24 protein-coding genes are annotated in these 20,581 nt (G+C 60.8%); 1 reads left to right on the forward strand and 23 read right to left on the reverse strand.

Annotated elements, in window-relative coordinates:
• Positions 1-190: 190 nt before the first annotated feature.
• The 23 genes from ACYQ1H_RS13385 to ACYQ1H_RS13495 form a co-directional block, all read right to left on the reverse strand.
• Complete coding sequence (locus ACYQ1H_RS13385) at positions 191-1,156, reverse strand: glycosyltransferase family 2 protein (RefSeq protein WP_460028545.1); 966 nt, start codon at positions 1,154-1,156, stop codon at positions 191-193.
• 242 nt (positions 1,157-1,398) lie between these two features.
• Positions 1,399-2,535 (reverse strand): GDP-mannose 4,6-dehydratase, encoded by a 1,137-nt coding sequence (gene gmd, locus ACYQ1H_RS13390; protein ID WP_460028546.1) that lies wholly within the window; start codon positions 2,533-2,535, stop codon positions 1,399-1,401.
• A 290-nt stretch (positions 2,536-2,825) separates the two neighbouring features.
• Positions 2,826-3,797: a GDP-L-fucose synthase gene (gene fcl, locus ACYQ1H_RS13395; RefSeq protein WP_460028547.1), complete on the reverse strand. Its 972-nt coding sequence runs from the start codon at positions 3,795-3,797 to the stop codon at positions 2,826-2,828.
• 313 nt (positions 3,798-4,110) lie between these two features.
• On the reverse strand, positions 4,111-5,265 hold the full coding sequence (locus ACYQ1H_RS13400; protein WP_460028548.1) for a DegT/DnrJ/EryC1/StrS family aminotransferase: 1,155 nt from the start codon (positions 5,263-5,265) through the stop codon (positions 4,111-4,113).
• Positions 5,262-5,462, reverse strand: a complete 201-nt coding sequence (locus ACYQ1H_RS13405; protein ID WP_460028549.1) for a PIN domain-containing protein — start codon at positions 5,460-5,462, stop codon at positions 5,262-5,264. Before ACYQ1H_RS13405 ends, ACYQ1H_RS13400 begins: the two co-directional genes overlap by 4 nt.
• A 12-nt stretch (positions 5,463-5,474) precedes the next feature.
• Positions 5,475-5,609: a PIN domain-containing protein gene (locus ACYQ1H_RS13410; protein ID WP_460028550.1), complete on the reverse strand. Its 135-nt coding sequence runs from the start codon at positions 5,607-5,609 to the stop codon at positions 5,475-5,477.
• On the reverse strand, positions 5,606-5,920 hold the full coding sequence (locus ACYQ1H_RS13415) for a FitA-like ribbon-helix-helix domain-containing protein (protein ID WP_460028551.1): 315 nt from the start codon (positions 5,918-5,920) through the stop codon (positions 5,606-5,608). The genes ACYQ1H_RS13410 and ACYQ1H_RS13415 overlap by 4 nt, the downstream gene beginning before the upstream one ends.
• Positions 5,880-6,422: a hypothetical protein gene (locus ACYQ1H_RS13420; RefSeq protein WP_460028552.1), complete on the reverse strand. Its 543-nt coding sequence runs from the start codon at positions 6,420-6,422 to the stop codon at positions 5,880-5,882. Before ACYQ1H_RS13420 ends, ACYQ1H_RS13415 begins: the two co-directional genes overlap by 41 nt.
• Positions 6,419-6,721 (reverse strand): nucleotidyltransferase family protein, encoded by a 303-nt coding sequence (locus ACYQ1H_RS13425; RefSeq protein WP_460028553.1) that lies wholly within the window; start codon positions 6,719-6,721, stop codon positions 6,419-6,421. The genes ACYQ1H_RS13420 and ACYQ1H_RS13425 overlap by 4 nt, the downstream gene beginning before the upstream one ends.
• A gap of 148 nt (positions 6,722-6,869) precedes the next feature.
• Entirely contained in the window at positions 6,870-7,310 is a 441-nt protein-coding gene (locus ACYQ1H_RS13430) for a DegT/DnrJ/EryC1/StrS family aminotransferase (RefSeq protein WP_460028554.1), read from the reverse strand.
• Positions 7,307-7,720 carry an N-acetyltransferase gene (locus ACYQ1H_RS13435; RefSeq protein ID WP_460028555.1) on the reverse strand — a complete coding sequence of 138 codons (414 nt, stop codon included), beginning with the start codon at positions 7,718-7,720 and terminating at the stop codon, positions 7,307-7,309. The genes ACYQ1H_RS13430 and ACYQ1H_RS13435 overlap by 4 nt, the downstream gene beginning before the upstream one ends.
• A gap of 152 nt (positions 7,721-7,872) precedes the next feature.
• Positions 7,873-8,187, reverse strand: coding sequence for a type II toxin-antitoxin system TacA family antitoxin (locus ACYQ1H_RS13440; protein ID WP_460028556.1), 315 nt, complete (start codon positions 8,185-8,187; stop codon positions 7,873-7,875).
• A gap of 61 nt (positions 8,188-8,248) precedes the next feature.
• Positions 8,249-8,590, reverse strand: coding sequence for a sugar 3,4-ketoisomerase (locus ACYQ1H_RS13445; protein ID WP_460028568.1), 342 nt, complete (start codon positions 8,588-8,590; stop codon positions 8,249-8,251).
• A gap of 101 nt (positions 8,591-8,691) precedes the next feature.
• The gene (locus ACYQ1H_RS13450) at positions 8,692-9,462 is read right to left on the reverse strand and encodes a WxcM-like domain-containing protein (RefSeq protein WP_460028557.1); all 771 of its coding nucleotides are present in this window, start codon (positions 9,460-9,462) and stop codon (positions 8,692-8,694) included.
• A 41-nt stretch (positions 9,463-9,503) separates the two neighbouring features.
• A complete protein-coding gene (locus ACYQ1H_RS13455; protein WP_460028558.1) occupies positions 9,504-10,055 on the reverse strand; it encodes a GNAT family N-acetyltransferase in 552 nt (183 codons plus the stop codon).
• Entirely contained in the window at positions 9,985-10,518 is a 534-nt protein-coding gene (locus tag ACYQ1H_RS13460; protein WP_460028559.1) for an acyltransferase, read from the reverse strand. The genes ACYQ1H_RS13455 and ACYQ1H_RS13460 overlap by 71 nt, the downstream gene beginning before the upstream one ends.
• Positions 10,519-10,600: 82 nt before the next feature.
• Positions 10,601-11,158 carry an acyltransferase gene (locus ACYQ1H_RS13465; RefSeq protein WP_460028560.1) on the reverse strand — a complete coding sequence of 186 codons (558 nt, stop codon included), beginning with the start codon at positions 11,156-11,158 and terminating at the stop codon, positions 10,601-10,603.
• Positions 11,159-11,234: 76 nt separating this feature from the next.
• Positions 11,235-12,749 (reverse strand): O-antigen translocase, encoded by a 1,515-nt coding sequence (locus tag ACYQ1H_RS13470; protein ID WP_460028561.1) that lies wholly within the window; start codon positions 12,747-12,749, stop codon positions 11,235-11,237.
• 68 nt (positions 12,750-12,817) lie between these two features.
• Positions 12,818-13,924, reverse strand: a complete 1,107-nt coding sequence (locus tag ACYQ1H_RS13475; protein ID WP_460028562.1) for an SDR family oxidoreductase — start codon at positions 13,922-13,924, stop codon at positions 12,818-12,820.
• On the reverse strand, positions 13,921-15,306 hold the full coding sequence (locus ACYQ1H_RS13480; RefSeq protein WP_460028563.1) for a nucleotide sugar dehydrogenase: 1,386 nt from the start codon (positions 15,304-15,306) through the stop codon (positions 13,921-13,923). Before ACYQ1H_RS13480 ends, ACYQ1H_RS13475 begins: the two co-directional genes overlap by 4 nt.
• 557 nt (positions 15,307-15,863) lie before the next feature.
• Positions 15,864-16,382 carry a transcription/translation regulatory transformer protein RfaH gene (rfaH, locus tag ACYQ1H_RS13485; RefSeq protein WP_460028564.1) on the reverse strand — a complete coding sequence of 173 codons (519 nt, stop codon included), beginning with the start codon at positions 16,380-16,382 and terminating at the stop codon, positions 15,864-15,866.
• Positions 16,379-16,765: a MarR family EPS-associated transcriptional regulator gene (locus ACYQ1H_RS13490; RefSeq protein ID WP_460028565.1), complete on the reverse strand. Its 387-nt coding sequence runs from the start codon at positions 16,763-16,765 to the stop codon at positions 16,379-16,381. Before ACYQ1H_RS13490 ends, rfaH begins: the two co-directional genes overlap by 4 nt.
• 210 nt (positions 16,766-16,975) lie before the next feature.
• Positions 16,976-18,193, reverse strand: coding sequence for an MraY family glycosyltransferase (locus ACYQ1H_RS13495; protein ID WP_460028566.1), 1,218 nt, complete (start codon positions 18,191-18,193; stop codon positions 16,976-16,978).
• 528 nt (positions 18,194-18,721) lie between these two features.
• Between ACYQ1H_RS13495 and ACYQ1H_RS13500 the strand changes: the two genes are divergently transcribed.
• Positions 18,722-20,581, forward strand: a 1,860-nt coding sequence (locus ACYQ1H_RS13500) for an SLBB domain-containing protein (RefSeq protein WP_460028567.1), incomplete at its 3' end; no start/stop codon positions are given.

Here is a 20,581-nt window from a genome sequence, read left to right on the forward strand (position 1 = left end):
TTAGCATTGGCTGGTTCAATATGATAAAACAACAATCAATATCTGCGTCAAAGCCGCATCCAAAGTCTGATCAGTAGGTATTACTCCGGCCACAATAAAGCGTACAACCATGGGGTCAGCTGCTGCACCACATAAGGCTTCCATGGTTTGCAGCCGTTCGATAAAGAGGGCCGGGTTAATAGAAAGCAACCTATAGCAAATCGCTCTTTTCAACCCCACCCAAGACCTTAAAAGACACCAGCGAGTGAATATCCCGCCCAATAAACGGATAGACCTTCCTTCTCCAGTAGAAGATATCCGTCAGCCTAGTCAGCCAAGAATACACAAGCTTCTTGCGACCAAGCTCCACACCCAACTTCTCGTTCAGAAACAGGTGCCACATGAAAATATAATATCCCTCCCTCTTTGCGGTGGGGTAGACCACGTTATTGAAATGCGCCAGCATACTCCTAGAAAATAACGTATCAGAGCGCTGGGTAATGCTTTCCCCATGAACTCGATAAATCACGACAGGACGCTGGATCACGCCAAAATAATAGCCACACGCAAATATTTTCACATAGAGAGGATAGTCCTCTACCCCGGGATACGTTTGATCAAACCCTCCGACGGAGATCAACATATCCAGCGAGTAAAAGGCAGCAGGGGCAGGAAGTGATCCAAATAATATTAAATTTCTAAGCTGCTTTTTGGCGCTTGGCGGAAACAGTCTCTCCACGGGCATCAGGATTTTTTTTATTGTATTGCCTTGCATAGTATACATCTGCCCCACAAAGCACCGGATAGCGGGCGATGCGTTTGCATGATGCAAAAATATCGAGATACACTCCGGAAGCAAGATATCATCACCCGCTATGAACTTGACCCACTCACCCTGGGCCTGCCCCAGAGCCTGATTACAGTTCGCAGGGATACCAGCATTCTGTTCCGCACACACAAGCCTGGCGCGAACGAAGTGGTCTGCGTTGAGCGCAAGCCAGCTCTGACAAATCTCGACCGTATCATCGCTGGAAGCATCATCAGAAATAACCAGCTCAATGTTTGAGTAGGTCTGTCTCTTAATGCTTTCAAGGGTTTCAAGAACGTATTTTGAGCTGTTATAAGTGATAACAAGAACGCTCACAAGTGGGTATTCAGGCGTATTTTTATTATTCAAAATTATCACCTGTTGCTATCGACAGAAGCAAGATAATCCATGCATTAGAATCGTCAATTGATGTCGCCGGATGAAGCACCCCAACCTTTCTTTCATCATCTTCTGAAATGGCTTCATGCACCAGTTTTTATCGAATATGCGCCGTCCCAATCCACATCACCCCACACGCCGTCCGGGACTTACCATGGGGGGGGCAGGCGCACGGGGGCAAGCTGCCACGCGCCCGGCAGATGGTTCCTTCGTCAGCTTTCGCAGGCCAGACTGACCGCATGGCCATTCTGGCGCAACAGGGCGTGCTGGCGGGCCTGTTCCAGGTCGTGGGCCACCATTTCCCGGATCATGTCGGCCAGGCTGATGTCCGGTTCCCAGCCCAGTTTCTGTTTTGCCTTGGCGGCATCGCCGAGCAGGGTTTCCACCTCCGCGGGGCGGAAGTAACGTGGGTCGACACGGACGATGGGGGATGCCCGATGCGCGGGCGGCGGCAACGGACTGCCCTGGTCCCACCAGCCTTGCGCGTCGACGCCCTGCCCTTCCCAGCGGATGCGGATACCCAGTTCGACGGCGCTCATGTCGATGAACTGGCGGACGCTATGCTGCACACCGGTGGCGATGACGAAATCCTCGGGCTGGTCCTGCTGGAGCATCAGCCATTGCATGCGGACAAAGTCGCGGGCGTGGCCCCAGTCGCGCAGGGCGTCGAGGTTGCCCATGTAGAGGCAGTCCTGCAGGCCCTGGCTGATGTTGGCCAGCCCGCGGGTGATCTTGCGGGTGACGAAGGTTTCCCCGCGCCGGGGCGATTCATGATTGAAGAGGATGCCATTGCAGGCATACAGGCCGTAGGCTTCGCGGTAGTTGACGGTAATCCAGTAGGCATACAACTTGGCCACGGCGTAGGGACTGCGGGGGTGGAACGGGGTCGTCTCGCGCTGGGGCACTTCCCGTACCTGGCCAAACAGCTCGGATGTACTGGCCTGATAGAAGCGGGTCTTCCTTTCCAGGCCCAGCATGCGAATGGCTTCGAGCAGGCGCAGGGTGCCCATGGCATCGACGTCGGCGGTGTACTCGGGGCATTCGAAGCTGACGGCGACATGGCTCTGGGCGCCGAGGTTGTAGATCTCGTCGGGCTGAATCTCCTGGACCAGACGCACCAGGTTGCTGGTGTCGGTCAGGTCGCCGTAATGCAGCCTGAAATGCGCATCGGGAACGTGGGGATCCTGGTAGATGCCGTCGACCCGCTGGGTGTTGAACAGCGAGGCGCGGCGCTTGATGCCGTGAACGATGTAGCCTTTTTCGAGCAGGAACTCTGCCAGATACGAGCCGTCCTGGCCGGTGATGCCGGTGATGAGAGCGACGCGGGGTCTATGGCTTGCCGTGGTCATTTCTTGTGCGTTGGCGGGTAGGTGTCGAGCCTGCTGGCGTGGCCAGCCCTTGAATGGGGTGGGGTGAGGGTTGGGCAAAGCGCCAGCCGCGGTCCTGTGCGGCGCCAGGGCAATCGCAGGACCTGGCGGATTGTCACATGCGGGTTTCTTGCCGCGAGCGAGCGGTCTTCCGGGCGATATGGTCATGGGGGCGGCAACATCCCTCGCCTACCCCTCTCCCGAGCGGGAGAAGGCGGGGAGCGCTTGCCGGGATGTCGGCGAAGGCCTGTCCCATGGCCGTGCTGGCCTGACTACCGCGCCTGGTTTTCCGGTCTTTTCAGGAAGTCCTCGTATGCCAGCCTGAGTCCGGTTTCCAAGGCAACCGAGGCCTTCCAGCCGAGCGTGTTGAGGCGTGTGCTGTCCATGAGTTTGCGCGGCGTGCCGTCGGGCTTGCCCGGATCGAACTCGATCCGCCCTGTGTAGCCGGTGACCCGGGCAACGGTCTGGGCCAGCTCGGCGATGCTGATATCGCTGCCGGATCCGATGTTGATATGGCTCAGCATGGGCTGGGTGTGCCGGTCATAGGTCGCCTTGTCGAGATTCATGACATGCACGCAGGCGGCGGCCATGTCGTCGACATAAAGGAACTCGCGACGCGGCGTGCCGGTTCCCCAGATGCTGACCACCGGCGCTTCTTGCTGCCTGGCTTCATGAAACCGGCGGAGCAGCGCCGGGACGACGTGGCTGTTTTCCGGATGGTAGTTGTCACCCGGTCCATAGAGATTGGTAGGCATGACCGAGCGGTAATCGACCCCGTACTGCCGGTTGTAACTTTCGCAGGTCTTGATGCCGGCGATCTTGGCGATGGCGTAGGGCTCGTTGGTGGGCTCCAGGGGGCTGGTCATGAGGGCCTCCTCGGCCATGGGCTGGGGCGCGAGCCTCGGGTAGATGCAGCTGGACCCCAGGAAGAGGAGCTTTCGCACGCCGTGCCGGTAGGCCGTCTCGATGACGTTGGTCTGCACCATCAGGTTGTCGTAGATGAATTCGGCCGGATAGGTGTTGTTGGCATGGATGCCGCCGACCTTGGCGGCCGCCAGGTAGACCTGATCCGGCCGCTCCCTGGCAAAGAACGCCTCGACATCGGCCTGACGGGTCAGGTCGAGTTCGCCATGCGCACGGTACAGGAGTCGTTCGGGTGGGTGCCCCGCCACCAGCAGGTGGCGGACGATGGCCGAACCGACCATGCCACGATGGCCAGCCACATAGATTCGGGGAATGCTCATGATGCTTCTGTCTCGGGTGATGGTTTCATTCGGATACGAAAACCCCGCCCATCCCGCGCCGCGGAGGGGGGACAGTCCGGCTGCATGGGCCGGATTGCCAGCCTTCAGGCGCGAGGGCGGAAACAGCGGATTCCCGGGAATCCCGCTTCGGCAGCGGGAAGCCAGCATCGTCCTGTCCCCCGCCGGCACGCCGCTCCCGGTGGAGAGGGGTCAGGGTCTGCGTGAGTTGGCTTTTGCCGGGTGGTCAGCGTCTCTGCCTGAACGGCCAGCCGCGTGGTGGTGATGCGGGGCCCAGGCCGGTTCCGGGCGATGCTTACGGCGTTCGCGCCTGCCACAGGGCGTCGATCACCTGCTGTCGAGCCATCGGCCCCAGATGCGGCCCCATGGGCAGGCTGAGCACCTCACGGTGGATGGCCTCGCTGATCGGGTAGCGCCCCGCCGCCTTGTGCAGACTGGCGTAGGCGGGTTGCCGGTGCGGGGGAATCGGATAATGAATCATGGTGCCGATGCCCGCCTGGGCGAGCTGCCGTTGCAGTTCGTCTCGGTCGGGATGGCGGATGACAAACAGGTGCCAGACCGGGTCGGCCCAGTCGGGGACGTGGGGAAGCGTGAGGGTCGGAGCCTGCGCGATGTCGCGCGCCCCTCCCCCCTGTCCGGCTTCCGTCAGATACGGCGTGAGCGCATTCCGGTAGTGCTCGGCGATGGCCTTGCGCCGATCGTTCCATTCATCCAGCACGTTCAGTTTTACGCGCAATACGGCAGCCTGGATGGGGTCCAGCCGGCTGTTGTAGCCCTGAACCTCATTGTGGTACTTCACCCGCGAGCCGTAGTTGCGCAGCACGCGGATGCGGTCGGCGAGCTCGGGGTCGTTGGTGGTCACCGCACCGCCGTCGCCAAGCGCGCCAAGGTTCTTACCGGGGTAGAAGCTCCACGCCACCGCGTCGCCGCGCGCGCCGATGCGGCGCCCCTTGTAGCGCGCGCCGTGCGCCTGGGCGGCGTCTTCCAGCACGCGCAGGCCGTGCTTGCGGGCGATGGCGAGGATGGGATCGAGGTCGGCGGGCTGGCCGTACAGGTGCACCGGCAGGATGACCTTGGTGCGCGGCGTGATCGCCGCTTCGATGAGGGTCGGGTCGATGTTGCAGGTTGCCTCCAGCGGCTCCACCGGCACCGGGGTGGCGCCGCACTGGCTGACCGCCAGCCAGGTGGCGATATAGGTGTTACTGGGCACGATCACCTCGTCGCCCGGCCCTATCCCTAGCGCCAGCAAGGCCAGGTGCAGGGCGTCCAGGCCGTTGGCGACCCCGACCGCGTGCTTGGCTTCGCAATAGGCGGCGTATTCGGCCTCGAAGGCGTCGACCTCGGGGCCGAGGATGTACCAGCCGCTGTCGAGCACGCGGGTGATGGCGGCGTCGATCGCGGGTTTGAGTTCCAGATAGGCGGCACGGAGGTCGAGGAAGGGGATGTTCATAATGCCAATGTGCTCCATGGGTTGATGACGTCAAGCGCCTCGATTTGCCTGAAATCCGCCACATTGCGTGTCGCCACAATGCGGGCATATCGGCTTGCCGCCGCCGCATCGAATGGCAGACAGCGACCGGCGAATTCGCGTTCAAACATGGTTTCAGCCTTCAGCCCCAGACCTTGCTTGCGTTGCCCTTCCGTCAACAGGGCGATACCTCATTCGATTTCAGCTCGGGTGATGGCGCTGATCCACGCCGTGTCAGCCGATTGCTCGTCGAGCCATGCCAGCACAGCGGGATTCGGCGCAATGCGCATGAATTCAGAAAGCACATTGGTATCCAGCAAGATCATTCAGGCGCATCCCAGTCGAGGGGCGGGCGCGGCACGTTCCGTTCAGGGAGGGGCAATTCACCGGCTGCATCCCGAAAATGACTGACCAGACGGCTACCCAGACCAGCTGCCGGGCTGGCTGGCGTCAAGGCCTGACGCAGAATGCTGCGGACTTCTTCTTCCATCGAGTGCCCATGCCGGGCAGCCTGTATACGCAGACTGGTTTTCAGGGATTCATCGAGATTGCGGATGGTGAGCGTGGCCATTCGGCCAGCGGGCGCCCGAACGTATTCATGGCGCGGGTGATTGGGGCGTTCGATGCCGCGCGCCATGAGTTGAGCTTGAAAACACCAGAGCACTCTCGGAAAACCGCTGGTGAAGTTTTCTGTCAATGTGCGCGATGATGGCGATTAATTGATCGGCGGCGTCCATTGCGGCTTGCAATCGCTCAAAGCGTTCGTCAATCGAATCCGGGTAGTCGTGGGCGAATTGGTTGCGGATTTGCCACAACACATTCCAGTCTTCGGCACTGGCCAGCCAGCCAAGTTGCTCCAGTCTTGCAAACCGATCCAGTGCCGGCATGGCGGCCACCTCTTCCCCCAGTGCGCGCAACAAGGCGGGCATAAGCCTCCCGCCCATGTCGTCTTGCAAACGCGTGTAGCGATAGGCGAACTGATCCAGCAAACGACGGTCGGCCGAGGACGGATGTTCCAGATCAGCGAGCGTCAGTTGACGACACCGCATATCGCCCAACGCATCTTGCAACGCATCAAGGTGGCCATGACATAGCGCCCACGCTTGAGCTAACGCCAACATTTCAGGGGTGGGTTTCAATTGATCTGAACTCCAGTGGCATGAGCCACGGCAACGATGGGGCGGGTGTCGTGTGGGTATTCAATGACAACATCAATCTTACGTTCACCCAGTTGGCGTTCCAGCTGGGCAAGCAATCGAATTTTTTTGTTGAACAGGTGATCGCTCTTTTGCGGACCTGGGCATATTAGCAAATCAATATCCCCCCCCTTTTTGCTGTCATCCGCCCGTGACCCGAACAGTACCACCCGCGCGTCTTCACCAAATACATCGGTGGCGGTGGCCCGAATGGCGTTAATCTGCTGTTGCGTCAAGCGCATGTCGAACTCCGTTGGGTGGCATGCAGGCAGGCATGCCGTCATCAGTTCATTCCGGAATTATGACTCGGTCATACGGACCACCCGCCTCCGACAGCAACGCAATCGGCGCCGGGCAGGCCGCACCACATCATGGCAACGCCCAGTCGGATCATGCCGCCGGCAGCACGGAAGCTCTGGCACCAGCCCATCGTGACGCGAGGTACGGGGACGCGCTGGGCGAAGCGCCAGGATGCGACCAAGCTGCACGAAGGCATTCAGCACCAGGGCGGGCACGATGCCACGCAGTCCCCAGGCGAGATAGCAGGCCAGGGTGATGGCGGTACCGAAGAGCGCACCGACCAGGTTGGCACGCGCCGTGCGCCTGGGCGACTACCCCTAGCGCCAGCAAGGCCAGGTGCAGGGCGTCCAGGCCGTTGGCGACCCCGACCGCGTGCTTGGCTTCGCAATACCTGGCCCATGCGGTCTCGAACGCTTCCACTTCCTCGCCCAGTATGTACCAGCCGCTGTCGAGCACGCGGGCGACGGCCGCGTCGATCTCGGGTTTGAGTTCCAGATAGGCGGCGCGGAGGTCGAGGAAGGGGATGTTCATGTGGCGGAATACTCTTGATCCATGCGGCCGGTGAGTTCGCTCACGGTTTTCATCGGCAGAAACAGGCACAAGGGGTTTGAGGGCAGTGGCAGGAAACCATAGCTTTGATAAAGCGCCTTGCGCCGAACCACCCGCCCCGGATCACCGCAATCCAGCACATCGAGCATGACCACCGCGATGCCCAGCGGGACCGCGGCCCGCTGGATGCGTCGCAGGGCATCGACCAACAGATCACCGCCGAAGCCTTGCCCGGCATAGCGCCGGTTGCGGCCAATCATGGCGATGTAGGCGGCCGGGATCCGTCCGTGCGCTGGGCGCGCACGGGCAAATTTTTCGGGCAGGTCGCGATAGTCCACCGCGTGGGCGTTGATCGCGTAAAAACCGATCAATGCATCGTCTGCCGCCGTCATGACATAGAGCCGCACATTGCCGGCCTGGGCGAGCTTGTTGGCGGTCTTCCTGAAATAGTTGTCGACCGAAGCAATGCCGCAACGGAAACCGGTCCGGTCATGCCGGGACGCATCGAAGGGCTCGATGCAAAATGGCGGCGTCGATGTGGCGGTCACTTGACAATAACGGTCTCGCGATGCCGTTCAAAAGCCGCTTGCAGCGCCGGGCTGGCCAGCGGCGCCTGCTCCAGCGCACGAAAGAACGTCGCATGGTCCACCGGCTGCAAATGCGTGCGTTCATGCGCGGCAATGGTTGCCTGCGCGGCTTGGTAGGCGGCGTTCATCGTGAACGTCGAGTCGTCCATGCCAGACAGCGCGGCCGCCCTCTGGATCACGGCCTTGATGCTCGGTTTGGTACGAAAGTGCATACGTTCGTTGTTGCGCTCATCGATGGCTTGTGCACTGTCCGTACGGGTCTGCATGATCATGTCTCCATAAACGTCAACGAGGTGCAATGTGCGCGTATTCGACGTACATGAAAAGCATACGTCACCCCAACCCCAAGGCCGTCAGGTAGTCACCATAGTCCCGATAGTAATCTTCTTCGTCATACCGGTTCGAGGCCAGCACCATGCACACCGAGCCGGAGGAAAAATTGTCGAGTTCCCGCCACATCATCGGACAGACATACAGGCCATGGTAGGAACGGTTGAGATGGAAGCGCTGCTTCTCGCGCCCGTCGTCCAGCACCACGTCGAAGCTGCCGGACATGGCCACGATCAACTGATGCAGTGCCTTGTGCGCATGCCCCCCGCGTTCCGCGCCACCGGGCACATCGTAGAGGTAATAGACGCGCCGGATGTCGAAGGGGATGTGGCCGCCGCCTTCGATGAAGGTGAGCGGGCGATGGCGGCGTCGATCGCGGGCTTGAGCTCTCTGTAGGCGGCGCCGACGTCCAGGAAGGGGATCTGCATTGTTGTATCGCGTTCAGGTCAATTGGTACGAAGGGCGCGTTCGGCGAGGAAGTCGTCGTAGGTGCGCAGGTAGTCATCCGCTTCGTAGGGCCGCGAGGCGAAGACGAGCAGGACGGCGTCGGGGCTGTAGCGGTACTGCGTGCCCCAGATCATCTCGGGCATGAAGACGCCCATGTCCGGGCGGTCGAGCGTGACCTCGCAGCGGCGGTCGCCGTCGTCCAGCAGCACGCGGCAGGAGCCATGGAGGCAGATGAGGAACTGCTGGCACTGCTTGTGCGCATGCTCGCCACGCAGCTCGACGGAAGGCACGCCGAAGACGGCGAAGTAACGGGCCGGTGAAAACGGTACCTCGGTCGGCACCTCGCCCACGGTGAGCGAGCCACGGGTGTCGGCAACGCGTCGCATCAGATAGAGCGCACTGCCGCCGACGTCGAGCGGGATGTGGGCGGGGCGGGGGAGATTGCCGAAGCTCTGGACGTCGATGAGGCGTGGGTCAGGGCGATGCTCTTGCGTTGCGCGGTCGACGTAGCCGACGACTTGCGCGGGGTTGCCTTCGACGATGGCGTTGGGGGGGATCGAGCGGAGCACGACCGCGCCGGGGCGAACCCAGGCGCCTTGGCCGATCGTGACACCCTCGGCAATCACACAGGCGGGGTCGAGGCGAGCGTTTGCGCGGACAACAATATTGTCGCCCGCGAGGGTGACGCGTTGGCCGAGGGTGACGCCGGATTCAATTCGGGCGCCTTCGGGAATGATGCAGTCGTTGCCGAAGACCACTGGAGCACTCATGGGGTATTCCAAAGATTGAGATTAGTCGCTGGCAACCACCGTTACCGAGCCATCAAGAATGCGTCGATAGCGGATTCGCGAGGCTGTGATGCGGGTGCTTCAATTCGGTACCGATAGTCGAGTTCGGTTTCTGTGGTTCTCACCGCACCGAAACGCTCGTGGAACTGCCATACCCGCTCGTTGCCCTTGCGGACGTCGAAGTGCGCCGCGGTAAAGCCGAGGTGATCGACCGCGTAGGCGTACACCATCAGTGCGGATTCCATCGCGGCCTGGCTGGGGCGGCTGCTGTGCAGGATCCAGGAGCCCCAGCAGAAGCTCGCACCCTGCGGGTCGTAGAGCCGGACGGTGCCGATCGGCGTGTCCTGGTATTCGATGATGAAGTAGGCTTGGTCATCCGCTTGGGCGTAGCGCTCAAGCCAGGCCTGCTGCTCCGCAAGCTCGCCGCTGACGGCACTGAGGTAGCGCGACTTCCTGGCATCGGTGCGCAGCGACAGGATGAAGGCGGCGTCGTCTACCGTTGCGTTACGAAAGCTCAGCGTCTTGCCCACCACGCGCGCCGCTTTGCGCAGCCGGATCGGTGCCGCCGCGCTCATCGTTGCCCCCGAGGTAGCGCACGACGCGCGCCGGGTTGCCGACGACCACCGCGTAATCCGGCACCGACTTCGTCACCACCGCACCGGCGCCCACCATGGCGCCGCGGCCGATCGTTATGCCTGGCAGGATGGTCGCCCCCCCCCCGATAGAAGCGCCGGCTTTAACGGTCGTGACCGGAAAGGCGGGCGGGTACTGTTTGCTGCGCGGGAAGGGGTCGTTGGTGAAGGTAACGTTGGGGCCGATGAAGACGTCGTCCTCGATGCGCAGGCCGTCCCAGATCTGCACGCCGGACTTCACCGTGACGCGGTCGCCGATGATGACGTCGTTCTCGATGAGGACGTGGGAGCAGAGGTTGCAGTCGGCACCGATGCGGGCGTCGGGGAGGATGACGACGAATTGCCAGATGCGGGTGTTTCCGCCTATTCGTGCGGTCTGTACGTCCGACAGCGGATGGATATTCACGCTATGACACCTGGTCAAGAGGCCGATGGCGGCAGCCAATTATGAAATAGAATTCATGGATCATGGCAAGCAAAAAGAAAATCTATTGGAGCTTCCTAATTACTTTAGCCGGCACACCAGCGGCTAGAGAATTAGCCGGTATTTTACCCACAACAACCGAGCCAGCTCCTATCACTGAACCATCCCCAATCGTCACACCTTTCAGAATCTTCACATTGGAACCAATGAAAACATCATTTCCAACAATGACAGGAAACCCCCTGTGGGCAACAGAGCTTTCTCTATCAGATGCCCGCAACGGATGGAAGTCACTGTCATAGATACTTACATTCACTCCAATAAGACAGTCTTTCCCTATAACAATTCGGGTTTGCTCCGCAAGCGCGCAGAAATTATTATTTATCCATGTGTTTTTGCCGATTATGATTTCAGCAGTTTTGCTTCGCGCCTCAATATAACCATAGGTAGAATAAAAGTAAGGGGACGGGAAAACCCCCACCTTAACAGCCTCCCCAACCTGTATGCTGCCATCACCAGCCAACTGAACGGGCTGAATGTACTGAATACGCCCTTTAGATCTATTGGTCGAAATCCCTTTATAAAATGCTATTCTTGCAAGCTGGTAAATCTTTGCTGCCAATCGAGCTGGATTCCTGATCCCGCGAGCTATCTTGACTAGGATTCTCGCGACCTTGTTCCCTATACCAATCATGTACTCATTTCTCAGATAGTCCAGTCAGCCATTTAAGTCTTGGCATGGTGCTTAACCTTGATTTAAATCGGTTGCCATAACCAACCCTATGGATCAAACCATGCAGGGAGGCCCATGCAGCGATGACAACAAAAAAAACACCGAGTTCAACCCCGCAATACCCCGACAATATATGCATACCAGCATAGTAGGCGGCGACACCTGAAAGCAATAATAGCAGCAACTTTATGGTTGCTCTACTCCAAGTGAAACACATCAAATGATTTGCAACAATGTACATTGCAACAATATGGATCACATACAAAACAAAAAATGCCATGGCCGCGCCTTCGAGCCCGAATTCGGACAGCCCCAGCAGGATCAGAGCAAGATGCAGGAGTTGGAAAGCGGTTTCGGTCGCGAAAAACCAGCCGCCTTTGCCCAGCGCCAGCATGACGAAGCCCAAGGGCCAGGAAATGACGCGGCCAAGACAGCCGAGGATCAACCATTGCAGCAATTCGGCGGCATAGGCGAACTCCGGGGTGAGGAACAGCCGAACAATCCAGGGGGCCAGCGCGAGGGTGGCAAGCAAACCGGGTACCGCCAGCAGCAAACCGATCTCGGTCTGCTGGTTGACCAGGCGGACCATGGCGGGCTTGTCATCGGCCAGGGCGGAGAGTCGCGGGTAATAGTCTGCCCCCATGGCGCCCAGCACGAAGTTGATGAACATGCCGGACAGACTGAAGGCGGCGCTGTAGAGCCCAACCGCGTGCAGGCCATGGGTCTGCGTGATGATCGTGTTGGTGGCATAACTCACCAGGCTGCCGAGCAGGCCGCACCACATCATGGCAACGCCCAGTCGGATCATGCCGCCGGCAGCACGGAAGCTCTGGCGCCAGCCCATCGTGACGCGAGGTACGGGGACGCGCCGGGCGAAGCGCCAGGATGCGACCAGCTGCACGAAGGCATTCAGCACCAGGGCGGGCACGATGCCACGCCGTCCCCAGGCGAGATAGCAGGCCAGGGTGATGGCGGTACCGAAGAGCGCACCGACCAGGTTGGCACGCGCCATGTCGCCGATTCGGCGCGCACCCTGAATAAGCGCCATCTGCCCCCCGGAAAGGTTGGCAAAGAGGATGATCAGGCCCAGCGCGGCGATATCCAGGGCGTAGCCATCATGGCCAAAGGTCCATTGGCTGATCCGGGGTGCAAGCAGCATCAGGCTGGCCATGCCCGTCAGCCCGGTCAGCCAGGCGACGCGGCGCAAGGTCAAGACCGTGCGGCCGATGGCCTGCTCATCTCCGGCTGCCACCGCCGCCGCGACCTCGCGCACGGCGCTGGACTGGATGCCGAGTCCGGCCAGGGTGCCTGCGAATCCCTGAATGGCGGTGAAGTTGGCGATCAGGCCCGAGCCGACGGCACCAATGAGGATGGCGGCAAATTTGGTCCGGACCATCCCCAGCAGCAGGTTGAATCCCGCCACGCCGCCCATGATGGAGGAGGACTTGAGGATCTGGGCGTAGGAGGATTTCGAGGTCACGGAGTGGCGGTATGTAGCGCCGGGCGGCGCGATTGGGGGGGCGGCGGTGATCCCGCCTTGCCTTATTCCTACAGCGGTTCCGGCCGTGTCGGTTTGTGCAGGCGCGCCGCAAGGCGCGCATCGGACGTTTGCTCGCCGGTGAGGCGGTGCACATACCACGGCATCGCCGCGTCGATGCCCTGGCGGATGTCGTGGCTGGGCGCGTAGCCGAGCAGGCGCCGGGCCTTGCCGATGTCGGCCTGCGAGTGGCGCACGTCGCCGGCGCGGAAGTCGCGGTAAACCTTGTTGCCGGTGTAGTCGATGCCGTTGTCGGCCAGCGCCTCGCAGAGCGCCTCGAAGAGCTGGTTGAGGCTGCTGCGGTCGCCCACGGCGACGTTGTAGACCTGGTTGCGCGCCTCGGGCTCGGTAACGGTGGCGGCGAGCAGGTTGGCCTGCACGGCGTTGTCGACGAAGCAGAAGTCGCGGCTGGTTTCGCCGTCGCCGTTGATGAAGACGTCGTCGTTCGCGATCATGGCGGCGGTCCATTTGGGGATGACCGCGGCATAGGCACCGTTGGGGTCCTGCCGGGGGCCAAACACATTGAAATAGCGCAAACCTATGGTGTGGAAACCGTAGCAGCGCGCGAAGACATCGGCATACAGCTCGTTCACGTATTTGGTGACGGCGTAGGGACTCAGCGGATGGCCGATCGTTTCTTCCACCTTGGGCAGCGCGGGGTGGTCGCCATAGGTGCTGCTGCTGGCCGCATAGATAAAGCTGTGCGTTTTCGCGTCACGCGCGGCCACCAACATGTTCAGGAAGCCGCTGACGTTGGTGGCGTTGGTCGTGAGCGGATCAGCCAGGCTGCGCGGCACGCTGCCCAACGCGGCTTGGTGCAGCACGTGATGCGCGCCTTGGCAGGCACGCTGGCAGGTGGCCAGGTCACGAATATCACCCTCGATAAAGGTGAAGCGCGCCCATTGTGCCGACATTACCAAGGTTTGCACGTCCTCCAAATTGCGCTGATAGCCAGTAGCAAAGTTGTCCAGGCCCACCACGGTCTGATCCAGCTTGAGCAGGGTTTCCAATAAATGGCTACCAATGAAGCCGGCCACCCCCGTCACCAGCCATGTTTTCGGGTTTCGCCGCAATTCGCCCTGAAGGTGCTCGTATCGGGTCATGATGTGGATGCTCATAGTCGGCCGTCGGCACTGCCGCCGGGCAGGATGGATTTGACGTCGTAAATCACGGCATTGGGCAGACCAAGGGCTTTGATGCCGTCAGCCCCCAGCGCCACGAACTGCCGGTGCCCCACGGCCAGCAAAATGGCATGGTACCGCGCAGGGGCGGGGGCTTGCGGCAGGCAGGACAGGCCATATTCATGCTGGGCCTCCTGGACATCAATCCAGGGGTCGTATACGTCGACCTGAGTCTGGTAGGCAGACAGATGCTTGATGATGTCCACCACCTTGGTGTTGCGCAGGTCGGGACAGTTTTCCTTGAAGGTCAGTCCCAACACCAGGATGCGGCTGTTGAGCACCGGAATACCCTTTTTCAGCATCAACTTGACCGTTTCATCGGCCACGTGTTCGGCCATGTTGTCGTTGATGCGCCGGCCGGCCAGGATGACTTCGGGGTGGTAACCCACTTCCTGGGCTTTGTACGTCAGGTAATAGGGATCGACGCCGATGCAATGGCCGCCGACCAGACCGGGACGGAAAGGCAGGAAGTTCCACTTGGTGCCAGCGGCTTGCAACACTTCCAGTGTGTCGATCCCCAGTTGGTGGAAGATGAGACTCAGCTCATTCATCAGCGCAATGTTGAGGTCACGCTGGGTATTCTCGATCACCTTGGCGGCTTCGGCCACCTTGATGCTGCTGGCCTTGTGGGTGCCGGCAGTGATGATGCTGGCGTAAAGCCGGTCCACTCTGTCGGCCGCCTCGGGCGTGGAACCGGCGGTGACTTTCGTGATGGTGGTGAGACGGTGTTCCTGGTCGCCGGGGTTGATGCGCTCGGGAGAGTAGCCGACGAAAAAGCGGTGTTGGCCACCCTCCCCCCTGCCCTCCCTCGTCATGGGAGAGGGGGTTGGGTTGTCTGTGTCGGGTGCGTCGCCGGAAATGCCCTTCTCCGCTGCGCTCCGTGCGGTGGTGGCATAGCGCAGCCCGGATTCACGTTCCAGGATGGGGACACAGACTTCCTCGGTACAGCCGGGATAGACAGTGGACTCGTAGATCACCACGTTGCCAGGCTTGAGCAGGCGGCCGACGGTTTTGCTGGCGCCCTCCAATGGGGACAGGTCAGGGCGCTTGTAGCGGTCGATGGGCGTGGGTACGGTCACGATGTAGACGTTGCAGTCGGCCAGGTCCGCGGGGTCGGCGGTAAAGCTCAGGTGACTGGCGGACAGCAGTTCTTCCGGCGTGGTCTCGCGGGTGCTGTCGTGGCCGGCGCGGAGCTCCTCGATCCGGGCAACCTTGAGGTCGAAGCCGATGGTGGGATAGCGTTTGCCGAACTCGACGGCGAGGGGCAGGCCGACATAGCCAAGGCCGATGATGCCGATGCGGGTGTTGTCGAGATTCATGGGTTGCAATGATGCTGGGCGAGCAGGCTGAAGCAGGCGCGTTCGGGTCGATGTGTCTTCCTGAGGACGCTAGCCGGGGGATCGCGGCCTGTGGGGCGGGCGTGGTTTTTTGTCGCTGAGTGTCCGTAGCATGGGATTCTTCGGGCTTGGCGCCCTCAGAATGACACGCGCCATGAACGGGGACACCGGGCCGGCAGGTACGTGACCATGGCTTGGGACTCTTCGTGCTTGGCGCACTCACTATTAACCCGGCCACTTTTTATCGAACGGCTGTAAACCATGGGAGCCTTATGTGGCGCGGCAACTGACCCCATGGTTGTACGCTTTATTGTGGCCGGAGCACTAATGACACACCGTGAACGGGCGGGAACCATCGGGCACGCTACCGCCATCCGGTATCCTGTGGGGGATCACCGGTGGCCGACAGCGAAACCTGCTGGACCCGCGGCCCAGTTCATGTTCCGGGGCGGGCGCGGCTCTGCCCTGCCCCTGGCAAAACGGTCCGAAACCGGACCGTGGAGGTGTTGGGTGCCCAGCGGGGTTCCAGGGAACGCCGCTCAGGCCACTTCCCGGGTAATGCTGGCCAGCGGCAGACCCAGCGGAACCTGCCGTCCGAGCATCTGGATCAGCACCAGCGCGCGGGATTCACCGTCGCTCATCCGGAAAATGGCCGACAGGCCTGCATAAGGGCCTTCCTGGATGCGGATGCTGTCTCCGGTCTTATGCAGCGGCTCGGGGGTCTGGCTGGCGGCCTGCTCGCGGCGGCGAATCTGCTCGATCAACCGGTCATCGACCCGCACAGGCTGATCGCCAAAGCGCAACAGGTGGCTGACACCCACCGTGGAGCGAATGGGGGCCCAGCCGGGCCCCGTCAGGCCGTGGCCGAGACGGATGAACAGATAGCGCGGGAACAGAGGTTCGCTGACCACTTTGCGGAGCCGCCGATGCAGTTTCTCGACCGGTATCAGGGGCAGATAGCAGGTATAGCACTGACGCTCCAGGTTCAGTCGTGCGAGCGCTTCCTGCCGCGGCTTGGTGTAGACCACATACCAGTGCTGTTCGGGACTTTCGTTCACGATACGCCTTCCCCACCGATCGATGCCCCCGCCTCAGAGGGTGGTGCTTGCAACTCGGTACGCAAATGTTCGATTTCGGCACGCAAGGCCTGGTATTCGGCTTCCTTGCGGGCCAGGTAGTCCCTTGTCAGGCGAAGCTTGGCTTCCAGTCCCGCCGGCGTGAGGAGATAGAAGTACCGCATCTTGTGCGGGCTGTGGCGGAAATTGTCGACCTTCAGGAAGCCCTTGGCGATCAGCGCCTGAAGCAGGTAATGCGTCTTGCCGAGACTCACGCCGAGTTCTTCTGCCAGTTGGCGCTGGCTAAGTCCAGGCTTGTCGTTGAGCAGCTTCAGCAGCCGGAGATGAGCTTGTTCTTGTGGCGACACCGGTACCTTCACTTCCATGCACATCGATGAAAATCAAGCCAGGGCAACGCTGGCCAGCATTCCACAAGGGTCAACCTCGCCGCTGTGGCCGGCTTGCCCATCGGCACGAGACATAGCCGTTCATATCGTGAACGATAACAAAGCCCGGCAAGAGAGATCAAGGGTAGCGGCAGCATGTCCGGATACGGAAGGTCCCCTCGCGCCGTCCCTGCCTGGCAGAAAAAACGGCTACACCTGATCGAAGCGGGAGCGACCAGGCTGGCGATTCTCGCGAGGAACCTCCTCCAACAGACGCCCAAGCCCCTTTCGCTCACCGCGCCCCAGAATCATCCAGGATGGTATGGCACGCCGTGCGATGCAGCGGTAAAGCAGGATGTAGGTCCCGGCGAAAACAAGGGTAAAGGCCTGCAGCAGCGGGGTTCGGTCCCAGAACAGCACGGCGGGCATGACAGCCAGACTGGACAGGAACCAGAGATACGGCGAGGTCAGGGCATTCCGCTGCGTCTGGTGATGTTCATGATCCGAGCCGACCGCCCAGCGCACCACGATGCGATAGATCAGCTGATGCAGGTGCGCGGCATCCGGCAGGCCGGGATTGCGGCGCTGATGAATGCCGCGGCGGTAGATGGTGAAAAGCGTTTCGAAGATGGGGTAGAAGGCCAGCAGCAGGGGGAACCAGGGCGATACCTGCGGATGATGGGCCACGAGCAGGATGGAGAGTTCCGCGATCGCGAAACCGATGAAATAGGCCCCGCCATCGCCGAGGAAGATCAGCCCGCGCGGATAGTTCCAGATCAGGAAGCCGGCGATGGCGCCGACCAGGGCCAGCGCCGAGTTCTTCACGAATGGATCGTCGACCTGATGCGCCACATAGGCCAGACCCAGCAGGATGATGATGGCAACGACGCCGGCCAGGCCGTTGTAGCCGTCGATCAGGTTGAAGGCATTGGCCACGCCGGCCACCGCCAGACAGGTGAGGCTGATCGAGATGTAACCGGCAATCTTGACGTAATCCCAGTTGAGGCTGAGCGCTGGCTCTCGCAGCACGGCATCCAGCCAGGGGATATCCAGCCGCGACAACCAGCCACCCAGTAACCAGCCGCCCAGCGCGGCCGAGACCACCGTAGCAAACAGCCGCTGCCTGACGCCAACCCGCTTGGTGAGATCTTCGGCCAGACCGGCAAGAAAGGCTGGCCCGGCCGCTGCCAGCAGGAGCATCGCGCTTTCGGACAGCGGAGGATTGGTGCCCGTCACCGTCCCCCAGTAGCCGGCCCCCATGCCCAGCACGATCCCCAGGCCACCAATGCGCGGAACCGGGCGGGTGTGGTACTTCTGCACCCCGGCAAGATCATGGTCCGCGGAGTAGGGATGGTGCAGATGCTGGTAGCGCAGCAGCATCAGGACCAGCAGCATGGAGACCAGGAAGGACAGGGAGAGTGGGAGCATAATGTTTGAGGCAGGATGCGGCGATGAGGTTTCATTATGCATCTGATGCCCGTATCAGCAAAATACTGATCCATGATCGGATCTGCAATGCGCCTGCCGCCGAGACGCTGCCGGATACGTGGAATTACGTACGCCATTTTAGCGGATCAACAAGTTGACAATAGCTTTCTGACAGAACTTGACAGGAGTTTGCTTGAATGAATGACCTGGAACATGACGTCTTGCCAGGGCGTCCATCCCGAGGTGGAAGATGGGCTCATCCCCGGCCATCGGAGGGAAATCTGATCGGAGGGGCCTTCAATCGCTTGGCGGACAGAGTTGTTAGCCCGCGTGAAGACCAGCATGAAGAATGGCTCCGCCATGACCATCCTGGCGGGCTTCCGTCGTGTGCCCACGAGCGCGTGACGGAAATGACCGCCGCCGCCATGTTGCTTGCCGATCACACCACGCCTGGCCGCATATCCGCAACGAGAACGCCCTCGGACTCTTACGCGCTACCTGCCGCGAGGAACCGGTCTTTCCGGGCACATGCAGGAGGAACTCAACGCCATTGCCTGGAAGCCCGATATCCGTCCGCGTAAGATGCACGGCTCCCGTGCCCCACTTCAGGGGTACAACGACCTGCTGACGTTGGCTCCGATGCCAGACAGTGCAATCCACCAATCCGTGTTGCACTTGACCCTTGAAACCGCCGCATTACCTGACTCCATGCTCCATAAAGCCATCCGACGGTTGACGCCGTCACCCCACCTGCAAGCTTTCTCCCGTCCCTGTTCCGCCATCCTGCTCGTGCTGTTTGCCGGTCTGTGTTTCATGGGTGTAGCCCTGGCTGAGGAAATGTCCTCGACTGTCCAGGCACCCAGTACGGACGGCGCCACGACTGCCGCAACGGCTACGCCGCCGCCCCCGGGGGTGCCATCCGGGATGGCCAATGCCGAGGCTGGCGCGACGACTGAGCCGACATCAAGGGAGGGCAGCCCAGCGCCCCCTGGAACCGCGATGACTTCGCCATCGATGCCCCCTAAGAATGTGGATTTATCCAAAGAAATCGGCATCCCTTCCTCGCGAGAGGATGCGGCTCAGGGAAAAGGCTTCGGCTACGAAACCTTCAGTTCCGGTGGATTACCGATCAATCAGGGCCCGGTGGACGACCTTTACCTGCTCAGCCCGGGCGATGAAATCGTCGTCTCGATCTGGGGACAACTGGTCGAGACACTGAACCTGGTCGTCAGCGACGAGGGCTTCATCGACCTGCCCGACAACGGGGGACGCATACAGACCAACGGCGTCACCCTGCGCGACTTGAAACCGAAAGTCGTGCAGGCGCTATCGCAGATTTACGCGGCGTACATCAATGCCGTCGATCCCCCGAAAAGCACGGCCTTCGTCGATATCCGTGTCGGCAAGCTGAGGAAGCTCTCCATTCTCGTTGTCGGCGAGGTCAACAAGCCGGGCGCATACACCGTCAGCGCTGGCGTCGCGAACGTCATCAACATGCTGCACAACGCGGGAGGCGTGAAGACTGGCGGCTCCCTGCGGGAGATTCGTATCCGCCGCAGCAATGGCAAGGTCGATACCGTGGATCTCTACGGTTTCCTGCTGACCGGCGATATCGATTACAGGACGATCCGGTTACAACCGGGTGACTACATTGTCGTGCCACTGAAGCAACGGTCGGTGACCATCGAGGGCGAGGTACGCCGTCCCAATCAATACGAAATGATCGGCAACGAGGGCATTCGCGAACTTCTCAAGTTCGCGGGTGGCTTCACCCCCGATGCCTACCTCAGGCAAACCCAGATCAAACGCTATGAACTCAATCGCGGCGAAATCTATCTGGACGTGGACCTGGACCGTATCGTCGCCGATCCACACGAGGACTACCCGCTGATGGATGGCGACGTGATCCGGATCGCCAGGAATGTTCAGGTACGCAAGAACGTGGTCAGCATCAAGGGCGACGGCATCATCCGTCCCGGGACTTACGAATGGCAGCCGGGCATGACCTTGAATGACCTCGTCCAGAAGGCCGAGGGGCTGCGCGAATACGCGTTTCTGGATCGCGCCGACCTGATCCGGACCGAGAACGACTTCTCGAAGAAACTGACGGTGATCTCGCTGAAGGCGCTTTATACCCGTAACGTGTCCGGCAATTTCGACTTCTCGGGGAACCAGGGCGACAACATTCCTTTGCGAGAGATGGACGAGGTCATCATCCAGTCTGCCTACGGCATGGCGGGCAAGGAACGCTTTGTCGCCATGGAAGGACACGTCAAGGAGGCAGGCAAGTTTGTGCTGGCCAAGGACATGACGCTCTACGACCTGATCTTTGCGCGCGGCGGCTTCCAGGATGCAGCCTTCCGGAAAGCCACCTTTCTGGATATGGGT

The sequence above is a fragment of the Methyloparacoccus murrellii genome (assembly GCF_054657115.1).

Bases quoted from the DNA above. Each gene is read 5' to 3' on its own strand.
- gmd (WP_460028546.1), bottom strand. From the start codon at position 2,535: ATGACCACGGCAAGCCATAGACCCCGCGTCGCTCTCATCACCGGCATC.
- fcl (WP_460028547.1), bottom strand. From the start codon at position 3,797: ATGAGCATTCCCCGAATCTATGTGGCTGGCCATCGTGGCATGGTCGGT.
- ACYQ1H_RS13400 (WP_460028548.1), bottom strand. From the start codon at position 5,265: ATGAACATCCCCTTCCTCGACCTCCGTGCCGCCTATCTGGAACTCAAA.
- ACYQ1H_RS13410 (WP_460028550.1), bottom strand. From the start codon at position 5,609: ATGATCTTGCTGGATACCAATGTGCTTTCTGAATTCATGCGCATTGCG.
- ACYQ1H_RS13415 (WP_460028551.1), bottom strand. From the start codon at position 5,920: ATGGCGCGCGGCATCGAACGCCCCAATCACCCGCGCCATGAATACGTT.
- ACYQ1H_RS13425 (WP_460028553.1), bottom strand. From the start codon at position 6,721: ATGCGCTTGACGCAACAGCAGATTAACGCCATTCGGGCCACCGCCACC.
- ACYQ1H_RS13430 (WP_460028554.1), bottom strand. From the start codon at position 7,310: ATGAACATCCCCTTCCTCGACCTCCGCGCCGCCTATCTGGAACTCAAA.
- ACYQ1H_RS13435 (WP_460028555.1), bottom strand. From the start codon at position 7,720: ATGACGGCGGCAGACGATGCATTGATCGGTTTTTACGCGATCAACGCC.
- ACYQ1H_RS13440 (WP_460028556.1), bottom strand. From the start codon at position 8,187: ATGATCATGCAGACCCGTACGGACAGTGCACAAGCCATCGATGAGCGC.
- ACYQ1H_RS13450 (WP_460028557.1), bottom strand. From the start codon at position 9,462: ATGAGTGCTCCAGTGGTCTTCGGCAACGACTGCATCATTCCCGAAGGC.
- ACYQ1H_RS13455 (WP_460028558.1), bottom strand. From the start codon at position 10,055: ATGAGCGCGGCGGCACCGATCCGGCTGCGCAAAGCGGCGCGCGTGGTG.
- ACYQ1H_RS13475 (WP_460028562.1), bottom strand. From the start codon at position 13,924: ATGAGCATCCACATCATGACCCGATACGAGCACCTTCAGGGCGAATTG.
- ACYQ1H_RS13480 (WP_460028563.1), bottom strand. From the start codon at position 15,306: ATGAATCTCGACAACACCCGCATCGGCATCATCGGCCTTGGCTATGTC.
- ACYQ1H_RS13490 (WP_460028565.1), bottom strand. From the start codon at position 16,765: ATGGAAGTGAAGGTACCGGTGTCGCCACAAGAACAAGCTCATCTCCGG.
- ACYQ1H_RS13495 (WP_460028566.1), bottom strand. From the start codon at position 18,193: ATGCTCCCACTCTCCCTGTCCTTCCTGGTCTCCATGCTGCTGGTCCTG.